This window comes from Halalkalibacter sp. HAAS-P013, from assembly GCF_056619925.1.
This window is the reverse complement of sequence record NZ_JBWQTU010000003.1, coordinates 24,263-41,220: the sequence shown is the minus strand read 5'-3', so window position 1 is coordinate 41,220 and position 16,958 is coordinate 24,263. Positions and strand designations below refer to the sequence as shown.

13 protein-coding genes are annotated in these 16,958 nt (G+C 36.8%); 2 read left to right on the top strand and 11 right to left on the bottom strand.

Annotation, left to right across the window (positions count from 1 at the left end; genetic code table 11):
- Positions 1-32: 32 nt before the first annotated feature.
- From AC1FXP_RS06515 to AC1FXP_RS06490, 6 genes are all read right to left on the bottom strand, one after another.
- Positions 33-1,700 carry a glycoside hydrolase family 13 protein gene (locus tag AC1FXP_RS06515; RefSeq protein ID WP_480059588.1) on the bottom strand — a complete coding sequence of 556 codons (1,668 nt, stop codon included), beginning with the start codon at positions 1,698-1,700 and terminating at the stop codon, positions 33-35.
- Positions 1,701-1,924: 224 nt separating this feature from the next.
- Positions 1,925-3,592: a glycoside hydrolase family 13 protein gene (locus tag AC1FXP_RS06510; RefSeq protein ID WP_480059586.1), complete on the bottom strand. Its 1,668-nt coding sequence runs from the start codon at positions 3,590-3,592 to the stop codon at positions 1,925-1,927.
- 306 nt (positions 3,593-3,898) lie between these two features.
- Positions 3,899-4,921, bottom strand: a complete 1,023-nt coding sequence (locus AC1FXP_RS06505) for a LacI family DNA-binding transcriptional regulator (RefSeq protein ID WP_480059584.1) — start codon at positions 4,919-4,921, stop codon at positions 3,899-3,901.
- A gap of 269 nt (positions 4,922-5,190) precedes the next feature.
- Positions 5,191-6,036, bottom strand: coding sequence for a sugar ABC transporter permease (locus tag AC1FXP_RS06500; protein ID WP_480059582.1), 846 nt, complete (start codon positions 6,034-6,036; stop codon positions 5,191-5,193).
- A gap of 4 nt (positions 6,037-6,040) precedes the next feature.
- On the bottom strand, positions 6,041-7,372 hold the full coding sequence (locus tag AC1FXP_RS06495) for a carbohydrate ABC transporter permease (RefSeq protein WP_480059580.1): 1,332 nt from the start codon (positions 7,370-7,372) through the stop codon (positions 6,041-6,043).
- 168 nt (positions 7,373-7,540) lie between these two features.
- On the bottom strand, positions 7,541-8,836 hold the full coding sequence (locus tag AC1FXP_RS06490; RefSeq protein WP_480059578.1) for a sugar ABC transporter substrate-binding protein: 1,296 nt from the start codon (positions 8,834-8,836) through the stop codon (positions 7,541-7,543).
- A 546-nt stretch (positions 8,837-9,382) separates the two neighbouring features.
- On the opposite strand from AC1FXP_RS06490, the gene AC1FXP_RS06485 reads away from it, so the two are divergent.
- Positions 9,383-10,759, top strand: coding sequence for an MATE family efflux transporter (locus tag AC1FXP_RS06485; RefSeq protein WP_480059577.1), 1,377 nt, complete (start codon positions 9,383-9,385; stop codon positions 10,757-10,759).
- A gap of 60 nt (positions 10,760-10,819) precedes the next feature.
- Here the strand turns inward: AC1FXP_RS06485 and AC1FXP_RS06480 are convergent, their stop codons facing one another.
- The gene (locus AC1FXP_RS06480) at positions 10,820-11,209 is read right to left on the bottom strand and encodes a hypothetical protein (protein WP_250095177.1); all 390 of its coding nucleotides are present in this window, start codon (positions 11,207-11,209) and stop codon (positions 10,820-10,822) included.
- A 250-nt stretch (positions 11,210-11,459) separates the two neighbouring features.
- Here AC1FXP_RS06480 and AC1FXP_RS06475 point away from each other — a divergent pair, with 250 nt between their 5' ends.
- Positions 11,460-11,663 (top strand): alpha/beta-type small acid-soluble spore protein, encoded by a 204-nt coding sequence (locus AC1FXP_RS06475; protein ID WP_480059576.1) that lies wholly within the window; start codon positions 11,460-11,462, stop codon positions 11,661-11,663.
- Positions 11,664-11,742: 79 nt separating this feature from the next.
- On the opposite strand, the gene hpf is transcribed toward AC1FXP_RS06475, so the two are convergent.
- From hpf to AC1FXP_RS06455, 4 genes are all read right to left on the bottom strand, one after another.
- Complete coding sequence (gene hpf / locus AC1FXP_RS06470) at positions 11,743-12,300, bottom strand: ribosome hibernation-promoting factor, HPF/YfiA family (protein WP_480059574.1); 558 nt, start codon at positions 12,298-12,300, stop codon at positions 11,743-11,745.
- Between the two features lie 178 nt (positions 12,301-12,478).
- Positions 12,479-13,675, bottom strand: coding sequence for an MFS transporter (locus AC1FXP_RS06465; protein ID WP_480059572.1), 1,197 nt, complete (start codon positions 13,673-13,675; stop codon positions 12,479-12,481).
- A 62-nt stretch (positions 13,676-13,737) separates the two neighbouring features.
- Positions 13,738-15,198, bottom strand: a complete 1,461-nt coding sequence (locus AC1FXP_RS06460) for a CoA-acylating methylmalonate-semialdehyde dehydrogenase (protein ID WP_480059570.1) — start codon at positions 15,196-15,198, stop codon at positions 13,738-13,740.
- Positions 15,199-15,737: 539 nt separating this feature from the next.
- Positions 15,738-16,760 carry a LacI family DNA-binding transcriptional regulator gene (locus tag AC1FXP_RS06455; RefSeq protein ID WP_480059568.1) on the bottom strand — a complete coding sequence of 341 codons (1,023 nt, stop codon included), beginning with the start codon at positions 16,758-16,760 and terminating at the stop codon, positions 15,738-15,740.
- Positions 16,761-16,958 lie beyond the last annotated feature (198 nt).

The following is a 16,958-nucleotide window of genomic DNA, read 5'->3' as shown; positions in this document are numbered from 1 at the left end:
GAGCAACCGTTTGCACAGAACGGTGAAACATACTATTTTAGTTTATAAACTCTTGCTTCATATGGTTTTAACACTATATTGGAAAGCTCTTCATTCAAATCTACTTTATAATTATTAATCAATAACTCTTTATTTTTTCCTCTTAGACTCGTTGGCCACTTAACCTCTGTCTCCTTATCGAATAAATTCGTAAGAATGAGAAACAGCTCATCATCCATCGTTCTAGTGTAAGCATATACTTGTTCATGGTCTTCAAGGACAAGATCATAACTTCCATAAATAAGGACATCGTTTTCTTTCCTAAGTTGAATAAGCTTCCTATAATAATGGTAAATCGAAGAATAATCTTCTATTGATTGTTCAACGTTTATATCTTGATAATTCGGGTTAATTTTTAACCAAGGAGTTCCTGTCGAAAACCCGGCATTTTCACCATTGTTCCATTGCATTGGTGTTCTTGAATTATCTCGGCCATTTTGCCAAATAACCTCCATGATTTCCTCATGTGACTTGCCTTCTTCTCGTTCATTTCGATATAAATTTTTGATAGCGACATCATTATAATCATCAATAGAAGTAAACTTTACATTTGTCATCCCTATTTCTTGACCTTGATAAATAAACGGGGTTCCTTGCATCAGAAAATACATCGTCGCTAATGCTTTTGCCGATTGAACACGGTACTTTTCACTATTTCCCCAAGTTGAAACGGAACGTGGCTGATCATGATTTTCTAAAAATAAGGCGTTCCACCCCATTCCATCTAAACCTGTTTGCCACCTTGTTAACGTTTTTTTCAAAGCAGGTAAGTCTAACCCCCCGTCTGTACTTTTGCCCCAGAGATCTAGATGTTCAAATTGAAAGATCATATCAAAACAACCATCGTCTTCTCCGACCCATTGCTCTGCCTGATTCACCTTTACTCCATTGGCTTCACCGACCGTCATAATATCATACTTATCAAATGTTTCTCGCTTTAGCTCTTCGAGAAAAACTTCAATCCCCTCTTGATTCATATGTCCATCGAGTGATGATACATACTTCTTTTTCTTTGGATTAGGCAAATCAGGAAAACCAGCGACTTTCTTTATATGAGAGATCGCATCTACACGAAATCCATCAATTCCTTTATCTAACCACCAATTAACCATGTCATAAAGCTCATTTCTCACCTTTGGATTCTCCCAATTCAGGTCAGGTTGTTTGCGTGAGAACACATGCATGAAGTATTCTTCCGTACGCTCATCATATTCCCAAGCCGAACCTCCAAAAATTGACTCCCAGTTATTTGGCTCTTGCCCTTTCTTTCCTTTATGCCATATATAGTAATCTCTGTACGGATTGTCTTTTGATGAGCGCGATTCGATAAACCAAGGATGCTCATCAGAAGTATGATTGATAACAAGATCGAGGATTAATTTCATTTCTCTCTTATGTACTTCCTCAAGCAGCTGATCAAAATCTTCCATCGTTCCAAAATCAGCCATTATTCCTTTGTAGTCACTAATATCGTAACCGTTATCATCGTTAGGCGAACTAAAGATTGGACAAATCCAAATCACATCAATTCCAAGTGCTTTCAAATAATCTAATTTTGAAATGATACCTTGGATGTCGCCAACCCCATCCCCATTCGAGTCCATAAAGCTACGCGGATAAATTTGATAAGCTACCGCTTCTTTCCACCAAGTTTTTTTCATGATTACTCCTCCTTATCTATCAATAAAATATCATAGATTCAAAACTTGCGCAACCGATTGCATTAATATTCATTCTTAATTTTATATTTTTTACATTTATTTGTCCTCAATTTACGTTTGCTAATCAACATCATAAAAAATAAGAGGTTGTCTCACAGAGTCTGCCCACCTATGGGGGAAAACTTGATTTGAGACAACCTCTATATTATATATAAGTTGATCTGTTATATTCTTCCTTTATATACTCTTGCTTCATATGGTTGTAATTCAAGTTCTCCCACATTCACGTCAGTCTTCACTTCATAATTACTTAGCTTTATCTCCAATGATTTACCTGTAATGTCTGGTAATACAAGCGAAGTTTTTTCTGCAAATAAGTTTGCAATTACTAACACATATTCATTGTCTAACGTTCTAGTATAGGCATATACATGTTCATGCTCTTCTAAAACTAAATCATATTCTCCATAAATTAACACATCATTTTCTTTACGAAGTTGAATTAAGTTCTTGTAGTAATGATAAATTGAATGCGAATCACCAATCGATTGTTGCACATTGATTGACTTGTAATTTGGATTCACTTTTAACCAAGGGGTACCCGTTGTAAAACCTGCATTTTCTTGATTATTCCACTGCATAGGGGTTCTTGAATTATCTCGACCGTTTTTCCAAATCACTTTCATAATCTCTTCATGAGTTTTTCCTTCTTCTCTTTCATTTCGATAGAGATTTTTAATAGCAACATCATTATAATCCTCAATGGAATCAAATTTAACGTTTGTCATCCCAATCTCTTGTCCTTGGTAAATGAACGGGGTTCCTTGCATCAGAAAATACATTGTCGCTAATGCTTTAGCTGATTTTTCACGATATTTTTCGCTGTTCCCCCATGTTGATACCGAGCGCGGTTGATCGTGATTTTCTAAGAACAGGGCATTCCATCCCATGCCTTCAAGACCTTTTTGCCACCTTGTCAACGTTTCCTTTAAAGCAGGTAAATCTAAACCTCCCTCTGTACTTTTCCCCCAGAGATCTAAGTGTTCAAATTGGAAAATCATATCAAAACACCCGTTGTCTTCTCCTACCCACTCTTCTGCTTGATCGACCTTTACTCCATTGGCTTCACCAACAGTCATAATATCATATTTATTAAACGTTTCGTTTTTCAGTTCTTCTAGAAAAACATGAATCCCTTCTTGATTCATATGGCCGTCAAGAGAAGGTACATACTTCTTTTTCTTCGGATTTGGTAAGTCAGGAAACCCTTCTAATTTCTTAATATGAGAAATTGCATCTACGCGAAATCCATCAATCCCTTTATCTAACCACCAATTAACCATAGCATATAAATCATGACGAACTTTCGGGTTTTCCCAGTTTAAATCAGGCTGCTTGCGGGAGAAAACGTGCATAAAATATTCTTCTGTTTTCTCATCATATTCCCAAGCGGAACCACCAAAGATTGATTCCCAATTGTTCGGCTCTTTTCCATTTTTTCCCGGATCCCAAATGTAATAATCACGATACGGATTATCTTTAGAGGAACGAGATTCAACAAACCAAGGATGTTCATCCGATGTGTGATTAATAACAAGATCCAATATTAACTTCATCCCTCGATTGTGCACTTCCTCGAGAAGCTGATCAAAATCTTCCATTGTTCCAAAGTCTTCCATAATATCTTGATAATCACTTATATCGTATCCATTATCATCATTCGGAGATTTAAAGATCGGACAAATCCAAATGACATCAATCCCTAGATCTTTTAAATAATCAAGTTTTGAAATAACTCCTTGGATATCACCAATTCCATCGCCATTTGAATCCATAAAGCTGCGAGGGTAAATTTGATATGCAACTGCTTCTTTCCACCATGATTTTTTCATTTTTTCTCCCCCTAAAATCATTAAATTCATGCAATCGCTTGCACTGGTGTACAAACTCATAACCTTATATGACTTTTACTTAATTCATCAATTCTTGAGGTCTGAGTAACATTATATTGATGTCCGGCATTATGAAAATAGCCGGACCGATGGAAAATGGGAATCTACACTAATCCCCTTTACCATCTGTTCGTAATAACTCTTCCTATACTCTAAATACAAATTGCTTTTTCCACCAGGCTCTATTCAAAGTATCCCCTTCTCCTATTGGAATAATTCACCTTTAAAGCAGAATTTGATGACTTGCTAATTATATTTACAAGATTCTCTTTTAATTAGTCTGTGTGGAACAATGACTTTTCTTTCGCCAATTTCAGGCTCTTTTATTTTATTAATTAAGCATTTTGTCGCTTCAAATCCTAATTCATAAATATGAATATCAACTGTTGTCATCTTTGGTGAAGATAGTTCAGAAATCATGACATTATTGAAACTGACAATAGAGATATCTTTTGGAACATGCACATTCATATCTGCAAGCATTCTAAGTACTCCAAAAGTCATAATATCATCTGCAACGATAAGTGCTGTCGGACGCTCCTCTATGGACATAAGTTCAATAACCGCATCTTGCCCACCTTCTTTAACTTCCTCGTGATGGACAATATAATCTTGCCTTAGCGGAATATGAGCATTAGTTAATGCTTGCTCATACCCTTTCATATGGTCAATTGTAACAACATAATCTAGATTTCCACCGATAAACCCGATTCTTTCGTGGCCTAATAACATTAAATATTCAGTTACTGTTTTCGCTGCTTTAAAATTGTCATTATTCACAAACGTAACTTCATTCTCATTCATATTATAGGGTCTGCCTATTAACACAAATGGAAAGTTCTGTTCGATAAGAAACGGCATAACCTTATCATTCACTCTTGAATAAAGGAGTACGATTCCATCTACTCGACCCCCATATACCATTTGCTTTACTTCTTCAAGAATCTCTTCTTCCGTTTGCCCTGTTGATAAATAAAGCCCGTAGCCTTCTTGATAAGCCTTTGTGCTAATTCCCCGAATAACCTCTGGGAAGAACGGATTTTGAAATGCAATTTTTGCTGAATTTGGCATAACAATACCTAACGTATTCGTGCTTTTATTAGCTAAACTTCTAGCGTTAAAGTTTGGATGATACCCCAATTCCTTCATTGCTTCTCTTACACGCTCTTTCGTTTTTTCACTAATCCGCGAGCTATTTGCAATAACTCGAGATACCGTCGACGGTGCTACGTTAGCCCGCTTAGCGACATCCTTAATGGTGACCGCCATCGGTATCCACCTCCCTACCCCTTTTGTCTCTTTTATTCTAGCTCTTACATACTCTTTACACAATCCATAGATTTTCAAATAATAAATGAACAAGGCATTATCTCATCCAACCTTAGACAGATAATGCCTCATCACATTCGATGATTCTATGTTGTTGTCACAATCCAAAGTAACAATGCAGAGTATAGAAACAACCCTATGGCAAGCACCATTAAAATAATTGATAATATTTTAAATCGTCCAAACAAGACCAAACACCTTCTTTGTCGTTATCCCTTTTCAGCACCAGCCGTTAACCCTTCCACAATATAGCGTTGGAACACAAAGAACAACACCATAAGAGGAATTGAAATCAATACAGCTCCCGCTGCGAATACGGTAAAGTTGTTATTTGCTTGTCCTGATACTAATGTAAACAACCCTTGAGCTAATGTCCAATTACTACTAGAGCGAAGAATAACTTCTGCCATAATAAAGTCCATACTTGCTCCAATAAAGCTATTAAAGGCAACAAATGCGATAATCGGTGTTGCTAGTGGAAGCATGACTTTCACAAAGATATCTGTATTCGATGCACCGTCGATACGAGCTGCTTCCATTAAACTATTTGGAATTCCATCAAAGAACCCTTTTACAATCCAAGTATTAAAGGCCACACTTCCAGCAGCTAATACTAAAATGTAACCAAGGTGAGTATCTAAAAGACCGAATGCTCCAAGCAACGTGTAGATCGCAATCATCCCCATAATTGTTGGGAACATTTGTAAAATAATGATCGCCATTAACCCTTGCTTCTTCCCTGCAAACTTAAATTTGGAAAAAGCATACCCAGAGAAAACACCAAATGTTGTCGAGATAAGCATATTTGATATAGCAATGAACATCGTGTTCTTATACCACGTTAAATAATCATGTTCCGCAAATAAGGCCTTATAATGTCCCCAATTCCAATCGGCAGGACTAGGAAATATTTGTGATGAATGTAGAGATGAACCAGGGTTGACTGATCCAATGAAAATGAAATAAACCGGGAATAAACAAATGATCACTAATGCGACCAAAATACTATATACGATAAAGTAGTTGATTGACTTTTTAGCTTTCGAACTAAGCATTTTCTTACACATCCCCTTTCATGGATTTTGTATTTCGTAAATTGAAATACGCAAACCCAGCAATGATCAAGAAGACCACTAGGGCAACAGCAGAGGCAATCGCATATTGACCGTTATCTAATGTCATTTTGAAGATCCATGATAATAAAATATCGGTATGACCTGCGTAATTATAATTGGCGTTCATTGGTCCACCTTCAGTCATTAAATAAATAAAGGTTAACTGGTTAAAATTAAACGCAAAGGTAAAGACCATTAATGGAACAGCAGCTACCATTACAATCGGGAATGTGATCTTACGGAACTGTTGAACAATGCTCGCTCCATCCACTTCAGCTGCTTCATACAACTCTTTGCTAATCGTTGTAAGGACAGCTGTAAATAGTGCCATCCAAAACGGAAACCCTAACCAAAGATTTGTCATTAATACGGCTATTTTTGCCCATGTCGGATCAGATAACCACGGAATTGGATTTAACCCAACGGCGCGCAGCATATCATTAAATACCCCAAACTGCCCATTGTACATATTTCTAAAAATTAAAATACTGACAAAACCAGGTACAGCCCAAGGAATAATGTAAATATTTCTCCAAAATTTTGTGTATTTCACGACTTTTTGCGATAACACAACGGCAACAAAAAGACCGGCAAACACTACGATTAATGTAGATGATATAGCCCAAATAATCGTCCACGAGAAAACACCAAGGAACGTTCCTCTCCAAGATTCCATCGTGAACAAACGAACAAATTGCTCAATCCCAACCCAATCAACTAAAGCCCTTGGAGGTAAATAGTTCGGGGAAGAAAAATTAGTAAAAGCAATTAACGCGGTAAATACAAGCGGAAAGACCGTTAATAAGATCATACAAATCGCTGTAGGTGTGATCAGAATATAGGCATACCCATTATCCCAAAGATTACGGACTGATTCTTTGAAATTCATGATTTTCTTTCCTTGCTCACGCAACTTCCCAACTAAATAGGCATCACGAACACTTAAATAATAAATACCCAATATTGCTATAAGCACGATTAACAACATTAGCCCTTCAGCCATTAACAAGATCGAATGATCACCTGGGTCGACGATACGACCTCTTTGTCTTACTTGAGGCGTTTCTCCTAACGTAATTAAGCCGTGCAATCCGCTTGCAATCGGTTTAATAAAGAAAAGTAAAACGATAAGTTCAAACAAGGCCCAACTAATACCCTTCCAATATTGCTTGTTGTACATTTGTCCAAGTCCCATAAAGAGAACAGATAGCAAAGCGGCGATTTTGCTATGGCTTTTGTCTTTATGGGACGCTTGAGATTCTAGATTTGTCGACACACTTATTCCCCCTTCAACTGGAATAGTAAACTTTCATAATTTCACCGAGGATAAACAGTGAGGCGGTTTAGGGGATTTTCCTATAAACCACACTCACTGATCCATTCATTTTTTCTGCTTTTATAGAAGGCCTTTCATCGAATTGCTATACCTTCTAAACTGGTTCTATTATTGATGTTGTTCCTGAATTGCTCGTTCAATTGTATTCACTGCTCGATCTAATGCTTCTTGAACATCAACATCACGATTCCAAATTTCTGTAAATGCCGCTGCCATTGGATCCCAAACAAGAGGCATTTCTGGAATGTTTGGCATTGGAACAGCATGTGTTGCTTGCTCTAAGAAACCAACTGAAATTTCGTTGCTTTGAATCGCTTCATGTTCTACTAATGCTAAGCGTGGAGGTAATGCACCAGTCAACTCATAGTTCTGTAATAAGTTTTCTTCATTTGTAATGAATTGAGCCAATAATGAAGCTGCATCCGGGTATTCCGTATATGCGTTCACATAAAAGCCACGAGTACCTGAGAAACTAGTAGGGTTTTCTCCATTGTCAAGTACCGGTAGTGGCGCAACGCTGAAGTTTACCCCTGCTTCCTCATATCCACGAACAGCCCACGGTCCGTTAATATCAAATGCTAAATCTCCACCTTCAAATAAAGCGGTTCGAACATCATAAGTAATATCTTCATTTTGAAATCCAGGAAGTAATTCATCACGCATACGAACTAGTACTTCTTCTGTACCTTGGACAGCACCTTCATTGTTTAAACCAATATCATTTGGGTTTGTCCCTTCATCACCAAAGACGTACGCGCCATACCCACCAAGAAATGCATACGTAAAGTAAAGGTTTTCAGGTTCCATCATAAACCCGTACTGATTGCCTTCTGTTAATTCTTTCGCTACTTCAAACAATTCATCCATTGTCTCAGGAGCTTCCTCTACTAAATCTGTGTTGTAGTAAAGAGCATACGTTTCAATACCAGATGGGTAACCGTAAAGCTCCCCGTCAAATGATGTAGCAGTAATAGCCGCTTCCATAAACTCTTCTTCATATTGCTCTGGCCAGAAATTTTCTAGAACTAATCCGGCAGAGATCGCACGTCCAATACGGTCATGAGTAGAAGCAAATACGTCGCCCGCTAATCCTTGAGGACCATCTGTTGCTAAACGTTCAGGTGCATCCTCTTGGTTTACTTCCTCAACTTGTACTGGAATTCCATATTCCTCTTCGAATTTCTCAGCCATTGCTTCAGCCCATATAAGCTGTTCGTCACCGTCACTCCATAACAATAACTCTGCGCCTTCTTCAGGTACGATTTCAAAATCGATTGCTTCTTCACCAGCGCCGCCTCCTTCATCAATTGTTTCTTCTGGAGCTTCTTCAGCAGGTGCTCCACAAGCAGCAAGTCCTAAAGTCAAAGCTAATACTGCAGTTACGTACTTTGTTTTTTTGAACATTTTATTTGTCCCCCTTATAAATAATTAATTTCATAATAATTGCTACTACCTGTGATTTGATTTTTCACCTCCCATTAGAATTAAGTTTCCTATGGATTTTGGTATTCATGAATTCTAATAGTTGTTTTCCTTTGCTTATCATTTACCAAAATAAGATACAAATTGCATCGTTTAACAAATAAGATTTAAGTTATATTAAAAGTAATGCAAACCTCTTGCATTAATAGCGCAAGCGATTGCGCATTTATCTATAAAAAAAGAACTGTTAGTTGAAAACGGTTCCACTTGGTTGGTTTCATTATAAAACGCTAATTCTTAAATGACAATACTTTTTTTTAAAAAAGTAGATGTTTAATCATTTTACATTTTTTAACTTATTGCACAAAACTGCGCAAACGCTTGACTTCATCTGCTATTGTTAGTATGTTGTTTTTGAATTCGAAAGATTATTGTTATTTTGTATAAATTGATTTTTAAGGAGTGGTTACGATGCTTAAAGAACATTAGGCTCTTTTAATAGACCGGCTGGGGAACTCATTAAAGGGGATGATCGTTATTGAAACAAATAAACCGAAACAGACAAAACGTAATTTAACTCTTTTTGCCATTACATGGCCTATTTTTATTGAAATTATGCTTCATATGATCATGGGCAATGCCGATACACTTATGCTTAGTCAATACTCCGATGATGCCGTAGCAGCAGTAGGAGTTTCCAATCAACTTATGTCTGTTATCATCGTTATGTTTGGATTTATTGCTACTGGCACAAGCATTTTAATTGCACAATTTTTAGGAGCTAAAAAGGAGAAGAAAGCTAGCCAGCTAGCCGTTGTCTCTCTTGTTGCTAATGTGGTAATTGGCCTGTTATTAAGTATTATCCTTCTATTTTTTAGTGAGGCATTTTTACGATTAATGAGCTTGCCAAAAGAATTAATGGATAGCGCTGTAACTTATTTACGAATCGTCGGAGGTTTCGCCTTTGTCCAAGCTCTCATAATGACAATTGGCGCGATTATTCGAAGTCATGGTTTTACAAGAGATGCTATGTATGTCACTGTTGGAATGAATATTGTTAACATTTTCGGTAATTATGTTTTAATTTTTGGCGCATTCGGTTTCCCTGTTTTAGGAGTAACGGGTGTTGCCATTGCAACTGTTTTCAGTCGATCAATTGGAGTCATTGTACTTCTTTACCTTCTATATAAACGTTTAGACGGGAAACTTCCATTCTCCTTTTTACGCACGTTTCCAAAGGTTGAGGTCAAGTCATTATTAAAAATAGGGATTCCAACAGCCGGAGAACACCTCTCTTATACCGGCTCCCAATTAGTGATTACATATTTTATTGCGACAATGGGGACAGAGGCTTTAACAACGAAAGTGTATGCACAAAACATTATGATGTTTATTCTACTTTTCTCAGTGGCAATTGGCCAAGGTACTCAAATAATAATCGGTCATCAAGTCGGTGCCAACAAAATAGAAGAAGCCTACAAACGTTGTATGAGAAGTTTAAAAATAGCCATCACCGTTTCAGCTACAATGGCTATTCTTTTTTATTTTTTAAGCAAACCGATCTTCTCCTTATTCACTTCAAATGAATCAATCATTGGTCTAGGTAGTTTATTACTATTACTAACAATCATTTTAGAGCCCGGCAAAGCGTTTAATCTTGTTGTAATAAATTCATTGCGAGCAGCAGGTGACGTTCGCTTCCCTGTCTATATGGGGATTCTTTCAATGTGGGGTGTTTCTGTCACAATTTCCTATACTTTAGGAATTTATTTCGGCTTAGGTTTAATTGGTGTATGGATTGCCTTTACTTTAGATGAATGGCTACGAGGTTTATTAATGTTATGGAGATGGCGCGGTAGGAAATGGCAAAGAATGGCTTTCGTAAAGAAAAACGACGTATCGTAAAAAAAGGGGATGTCTCAAAGATCAAAACCAGACCTTTTGAAACACCCCTTCCTTACTTTTTTACCGCTGATCTTCTGGCTGCACCTCTGTATGAAGCGCTTTAAAAAATGCGAGTATATTTTTATAACTACTTCCCAAATCCCCAAAAGCCCCTTGTTTAGAACAGTATACATCTACAGCTGATTTTATTGGTGTAATTTTAAATACGGTGATAACCATAACGCTTGATGATACACCTTTCTTTTCTAAAACGACTTCTCCACGTTCTTCATCAACATTTGTAACTTGCCAATTCGGCAACTTGTTATTATTTACAATCTTATGTACATAGTCAATCATAGCTTCACGGCTCTTTTTATAGTAACGTGTATTTAACCCTTCTAATTTTGGTTTCTCGCCAGTTTCTTCATGACTTTTCCAAATACCAGTAATTGTTCGTAATAGTGACAATGTATTCCCTCCTTAATTTAAAGTTTATGTATACTGTTTTTTCATACTTAATGTCCATCTCTATCTTATCACGTTTTTCTACTAAGATGTGCACAACCATCGATCGATTTAAAATGTTTTATGATTTCTTGTAAAATGAAGATAAAAAGTGTTCTTTCATTTCAGTAAAATATAATCTATGTTTAACTTATGTATAATATTTAAGGTGGCTCATATACTAAGCTCGAAACTAATAAAGAGGTGATTAGATATGACACAAAACAACAGCAGCAACAACCTTTTAGTTCCAGGAGTAGAAGAAGCACTTGATCAAATGAAACTTGAAATTGCTCAAGAATTCGGAGTACAGCTAGGAGCAGATTCAACGGCTCGTGCTAACGGTTCCGTTGGGGGAGAAATTACGAAACGTTTAGTTCAAATGGCCGAACAGCAAATACAAGGCTCTAGATTCTAAAAATAAAATACTCCTTGCCTCCACTGTAAAAAGCACCTTGATTTTAATTTCAAGGTGCTTTTCTTCTAATTGTTGAATATCAGTCAATCTCAATTACAGCGTACTTTCCATCATTTCTTTGGTAAACAATATTCGTTTCTAATGTTTCTGCTTCTGTAAAAACAAAGAACTGATGTCCTAGCATATTCATTTGTAAAATTGCTTCTTCTATATCCATAGGTTTTAAATTAAAGCGTTTGGTTCTTACAACTTGAAACATTTCTACTTGGTCAAAAGTTTCCACTTCTGGTTCGAGCAGTTGAACTGCATTCGTTTCACTCTTGCTAATAGCTTTTACCTGACGAGGTTTACGATTTACTTTCGTTTTATATTTACGAACTTGACGTTCTAATTTATCGACAATTAAGTCAATAGCAGCATACATATTCTCATGTTGTTCTTCTGCACGAAGGACTAAAGATTTTAAAGGGATAGTAATTTCTACTTTAGTATCTTTTTCATATACTTTTAACTTTACTTGAACTTCTGTTAAGATAATTTCGTCAAAGTATTTTTCTAACTTATCTACTTTTTTTATAATATAATCTCTTAAGGCTACTGTTACTTCTACGTTTTCACCACGAATGTTAAATCTCATTAGTAATCTCCTCCTGAATCCGTTTTCTAAATAGAAGATCTTTCTTTCTATGCTTTTATCATACTAATAGTCTGATATTTCTGCTGTGATGTGTATCACAAAAAGTATAAACAATAAAGAAACCGGCTGCATTTTTGATGCGACCAGTTTCTCCTTAGATAGTGAAAAGATTTTCTATTTAACTGCTTATTTGATATTTTTCCACTTGTTTTTGGGACTTTTTCCTTCCCCATACAACAATTAAACCACTCGCAATTAAACCTAACATTCCAGCAAAGTAAAAGCCAGCCGCAATACCAAAACTTGAATTTAAAATACCTGCTAAAAGCGGACCTAAAAACATCCCAATCGCGTACACCGCCTGATAAACCCCCATAGCAGTTGCTCTTTTTTCATGAGATATTGATTCAATTGACATCCCTAATAACAACGGAAACAACACTCCAAGTGCAAAGCCATTAACTCCTTGCACGACGATAAGTAACCATTTCGACTCCACAAAAGGGGTTATTAAAGTAAATAACGCGGTTAGCAAAAATGCATACTTTAATGATCTCCATTTTCCAAATCGCGGTACAACAAATTTCCCTAAATAAAGGGTAGCTAAAGCATGAGGGATCATAAAAGCAAAAACAATTAAACTAATATCCCTTGCCTCTAATCCAATGCTCGTAACATACGTGGGAATGAATCCAAACATGGTTGTAAAAATAATGCTATGAGCTAAAATTGATAGTAATGAGATCTTTAAAAGTTGTGGTTCTCTCATAACGGATGTAAGATCCTGCAGTCTTACTGGAGCTTTCGGTACACCCTCTTTCGGTTCATAGATAAAGAAGGCGAGTGCTATTCCTATCAATCCAACTATTCCACCTATCCAAAATGGAGCATGCCAGCCCCACGCGTTAACGACATAGCCACTAAAAATCATACCTAACAGTTGAGCTAACACAACCACAAAGGAAATACTGCTCATCGCTCGATGAACTTCACGATCAGCAAAATAACTAGAGTATAAAACGGCAAAAACCACCCATGTTGCCACCGATAATCCTGCTAAAGAACGAGCGAAAAGAATCCAACCTAAACTATCTGTTAGTGCAAATATAAAACAACTAACAGTACTTATTAATAAGCCTAAAATGATAAATGGTTTACGTATCTTAAATAAATCTGAACTTATTCCTATAGGTAGCCTGAATAAAAATTGCATTAGACCATAGCTACTTAACACAATTCCAATAAAGACATATGTCCCACCCATTGATTCCATATAGGGGGACAATATTGGAAGGTAGATAAAATGTGGAAACCAAATCATAAATGAAACAAGTAAAAAGATATATTTCTCTTTGTTTGAAATATGAGTACTCAATTTATCACTCCATTTTTAAAAAGGAAAGGTACTAAGCATCCATGCTTAGTACCTCCATTTAATTACCAACGAGTCGTTAGCATTTTCTTACGTGTATAGAATTCAACCCCATCTGTACCATTCGCATGTAAATCACCATAGAACGATTTTTTGTAACCAGAGAATGGGAAGAACGCCATTGGAGCTGGAACACCTAAGTTTACTCCAAGCATACCCGCGTCGATGTCTTCACGGAATTGACGAACAGCCCTTCCGCTATCTGTATAAATACACGCACCATTTGCAAATTCTGATTGGTTTGTTAACTCAATTGCTTCTTCCAGTGTGTTCACACGTACGACTGATAGAACAGGAGCAAAGATTTCTTCTTTCCAAATGGTCATTTCTGTATTTACATGATCAAAAATTGTCGGTCCAACGAAGTATCCAGCACCTGAACTCGCTGCATCTTTACGTCCATCACGAACTAAAGTAGCACCTTCTTTTTCACCAAGCTCAATGTATTGCTCAGTTTTTGCTTTATGAGAGTCACGGATAACTGGGCCAAGGAACACTCCTTCTTCCATTCCATTACCAATTGTAATCTGATCAACTGCTTCAACTAATTTTTCCATGAACGGCTCTGCTACATCACCAACAGTTACTACAACTGCAGCTGCCATACATCTTTCACCAGCTGAACCATACGCTGCATTCATAATTTGGCTAACTGCACCGTCTAAATTCGCATCTGGCATAACGATGGAGTGATTTTTTGCACCAGCTAACGCTTGAACACGCTTACCATGAGCAGATGCTGTTTTGTATACGTATTCTGCTACTGGTTGAGAACCTACAAATGAAATCGCCTTTACTGTTGGGTGTTCAAGAAGACCATTAACAACATCATGTGCACCATGAACGATATTTAACACACCGTCAGGAAGACCTGCTTCTGTAAATAATTCAGCTAAACGGTTTGCAAGTAATGGTGTACGCTCAGATGGCTTTAATACAAATGTGTTACCGCTCGCAATCGCAAGTGGGAACATCCAGCATGGTACCATCATCGGGAAGTTAAATGGTGTAATTCCACCAATTACTCCGATTGGGTAACGGTACATTCCTGATTCAACTCCTGTTGCAATATCTGGTAATTGCTTACCCATCATCAATGAAGGAGCTCCTGCTGCAAACTCAACACACTCAATTCCACGTTGAACTTCGCCGTATGCTTCACTGTAGCTCTTACCATTCTCTAGTGTTACTAGACGAGCTAATTCTTCCCAGTTTTCTACTAATAATTGTTGGTATTTAAATAGAATACGAGCTCTGCGAGGTACCGCTGTTTTGCCCCACTTTTTAAATGCCGCTGCTGCGTTTTCTACTGCTTGATCTACATCTTCACGACTTGAGATCGGTACATGCGCAATAATTTCACCTGTAGCTGGGTTTGGAACCGCATCTGTTTTTCCTGAAGTTGATTCTACCCATTGACCTCCAATATAGTTTTTAAGATTTTGTACAGTTACTGCATTTGACATAGTAATTACTCCTCTCAATATTTGCTTCTATAATTTTTTTGCTACCCTTTTAAGATGGACCAGCACCTATATAGTTAATTTCATCGTATTCCACAATGAAATCCTTTTCAAAATAGGTAGCGCCAATCCTTTTCCCCAGAAATTCTATTAATTTTTAGGTTTCTAGAATTCGCTGGACCTGTAGCCGTCCCACAACCGAGACCGTATACATTTCCTAGAAGTGAAACTTGAATTTTTGCAACCGCACTGAAATCGATTACATTCAATTAAGTTTTGACTTCCTCTTACAATACTCATTCTATAGTATTCAGTTTTTTTTGTAAATGCTTTTTCTAGTTTTTTTTTTACTTTTTTTTAATGTTAATTTTACCATGCTAGCCCTTTAAAATATTGGGTTTTCATTGATTCTTTTATCAATAGCCTACAAATAATAACATAATTATATAAGGGTTTTTCATTAAAAGTATTTCTTACTTATGATGAATAACTAAGTTGATATCTCGAAAATGACTGCAATCGATTTCAAGATCTGCACGGTCCTAAATTCTTTCTAAAGCCTTTAAAGTGTTGGATTTCGATCCACAGGACTCGCCAATGATTAGTTCATCCTTCATTACAATTTTCTTTTTGAGCATTTTTTCACCATTTATTTGTTTTAATAATAAATCCATCGCTTTTTTTCCTATGTCATACTTTGGTTGGGCAACCGTCGTTAGGTTCGGTTCATGTATTGATGACATTTTTATATGGTCAAAACCGACGACCGCGATATCTTCAGGTACATCTAGGTGACAACCCTTTACTGCCTTTATTACACCCATTGCCATATCATCGTTGAAAACAAAAACTGCAGTAGGTGGGGTTTCTAGTGCCAATAGTTTCAGCATTTGATTATAACCAGAATCAAATGTTTGATCTCCTTCTTGAATATATGCTGAATCAATTTCTAAATCATGGCTCATCATCGCTTGCTTATACCCCCTTAATCGGTCTCGACTAAGGACTATATTTATTGGACCTGTAATATGTGCTATCCTAGTATGTCCTAATTGAATTAAATGTTCCGTAGCCTTTCTTGCACTACTTATATTATCAATAGAAACTGTTGGAACATTCAATCCATCCATATATTCACAAGCGAGTACAAGCGGGTACTGCTCAGAGATCTCCTCTAATTTACGCTTATCTAAGCGAGCAGTTAAAAGAATCATTCCATCAGCTTGTTTTTGAAATAATAGGTTAATATATTCCGCTTCTCTTTCAATGTTATTTTCAGTGTCACCCAAAATTACTTGGTACCCACAACTAACGGCAACGTGCTCTATACCTCTAAGCACTTCAGAGAAAAAGGCACTTGTAATATCCGGGACAACGACAAGGATGATTTTCGTTGCCTTCGTCCTAAATTGCCTTGCAACTGCATGAGGCTTATAATTAACCTGGTTGATTACATCCATGACTTTTTGCTTTGTTTCTTTGCTTACGAGTTCGGGGTGACAAAGTACCCTCGAAACTGTAGCAGGTGAAACATTCGCTAGTTTGGCTACATCACTCATCTTCATATTATTAAACTCACCTCCCATATTTCAAGCTAATAACTGAAAACGATTACACTGACTATCAAAAAAAATCAGTATTTGTTCCGCTTACAAAAAAGTACCTGAAAATACTTCTTATTTTATTTTATATTATTTAGTTTTCTTTGTAAATGGCTGTTTTTTGTAACCCACTCCTCTCAAGGCTCTTAAAAGATGTAGCGA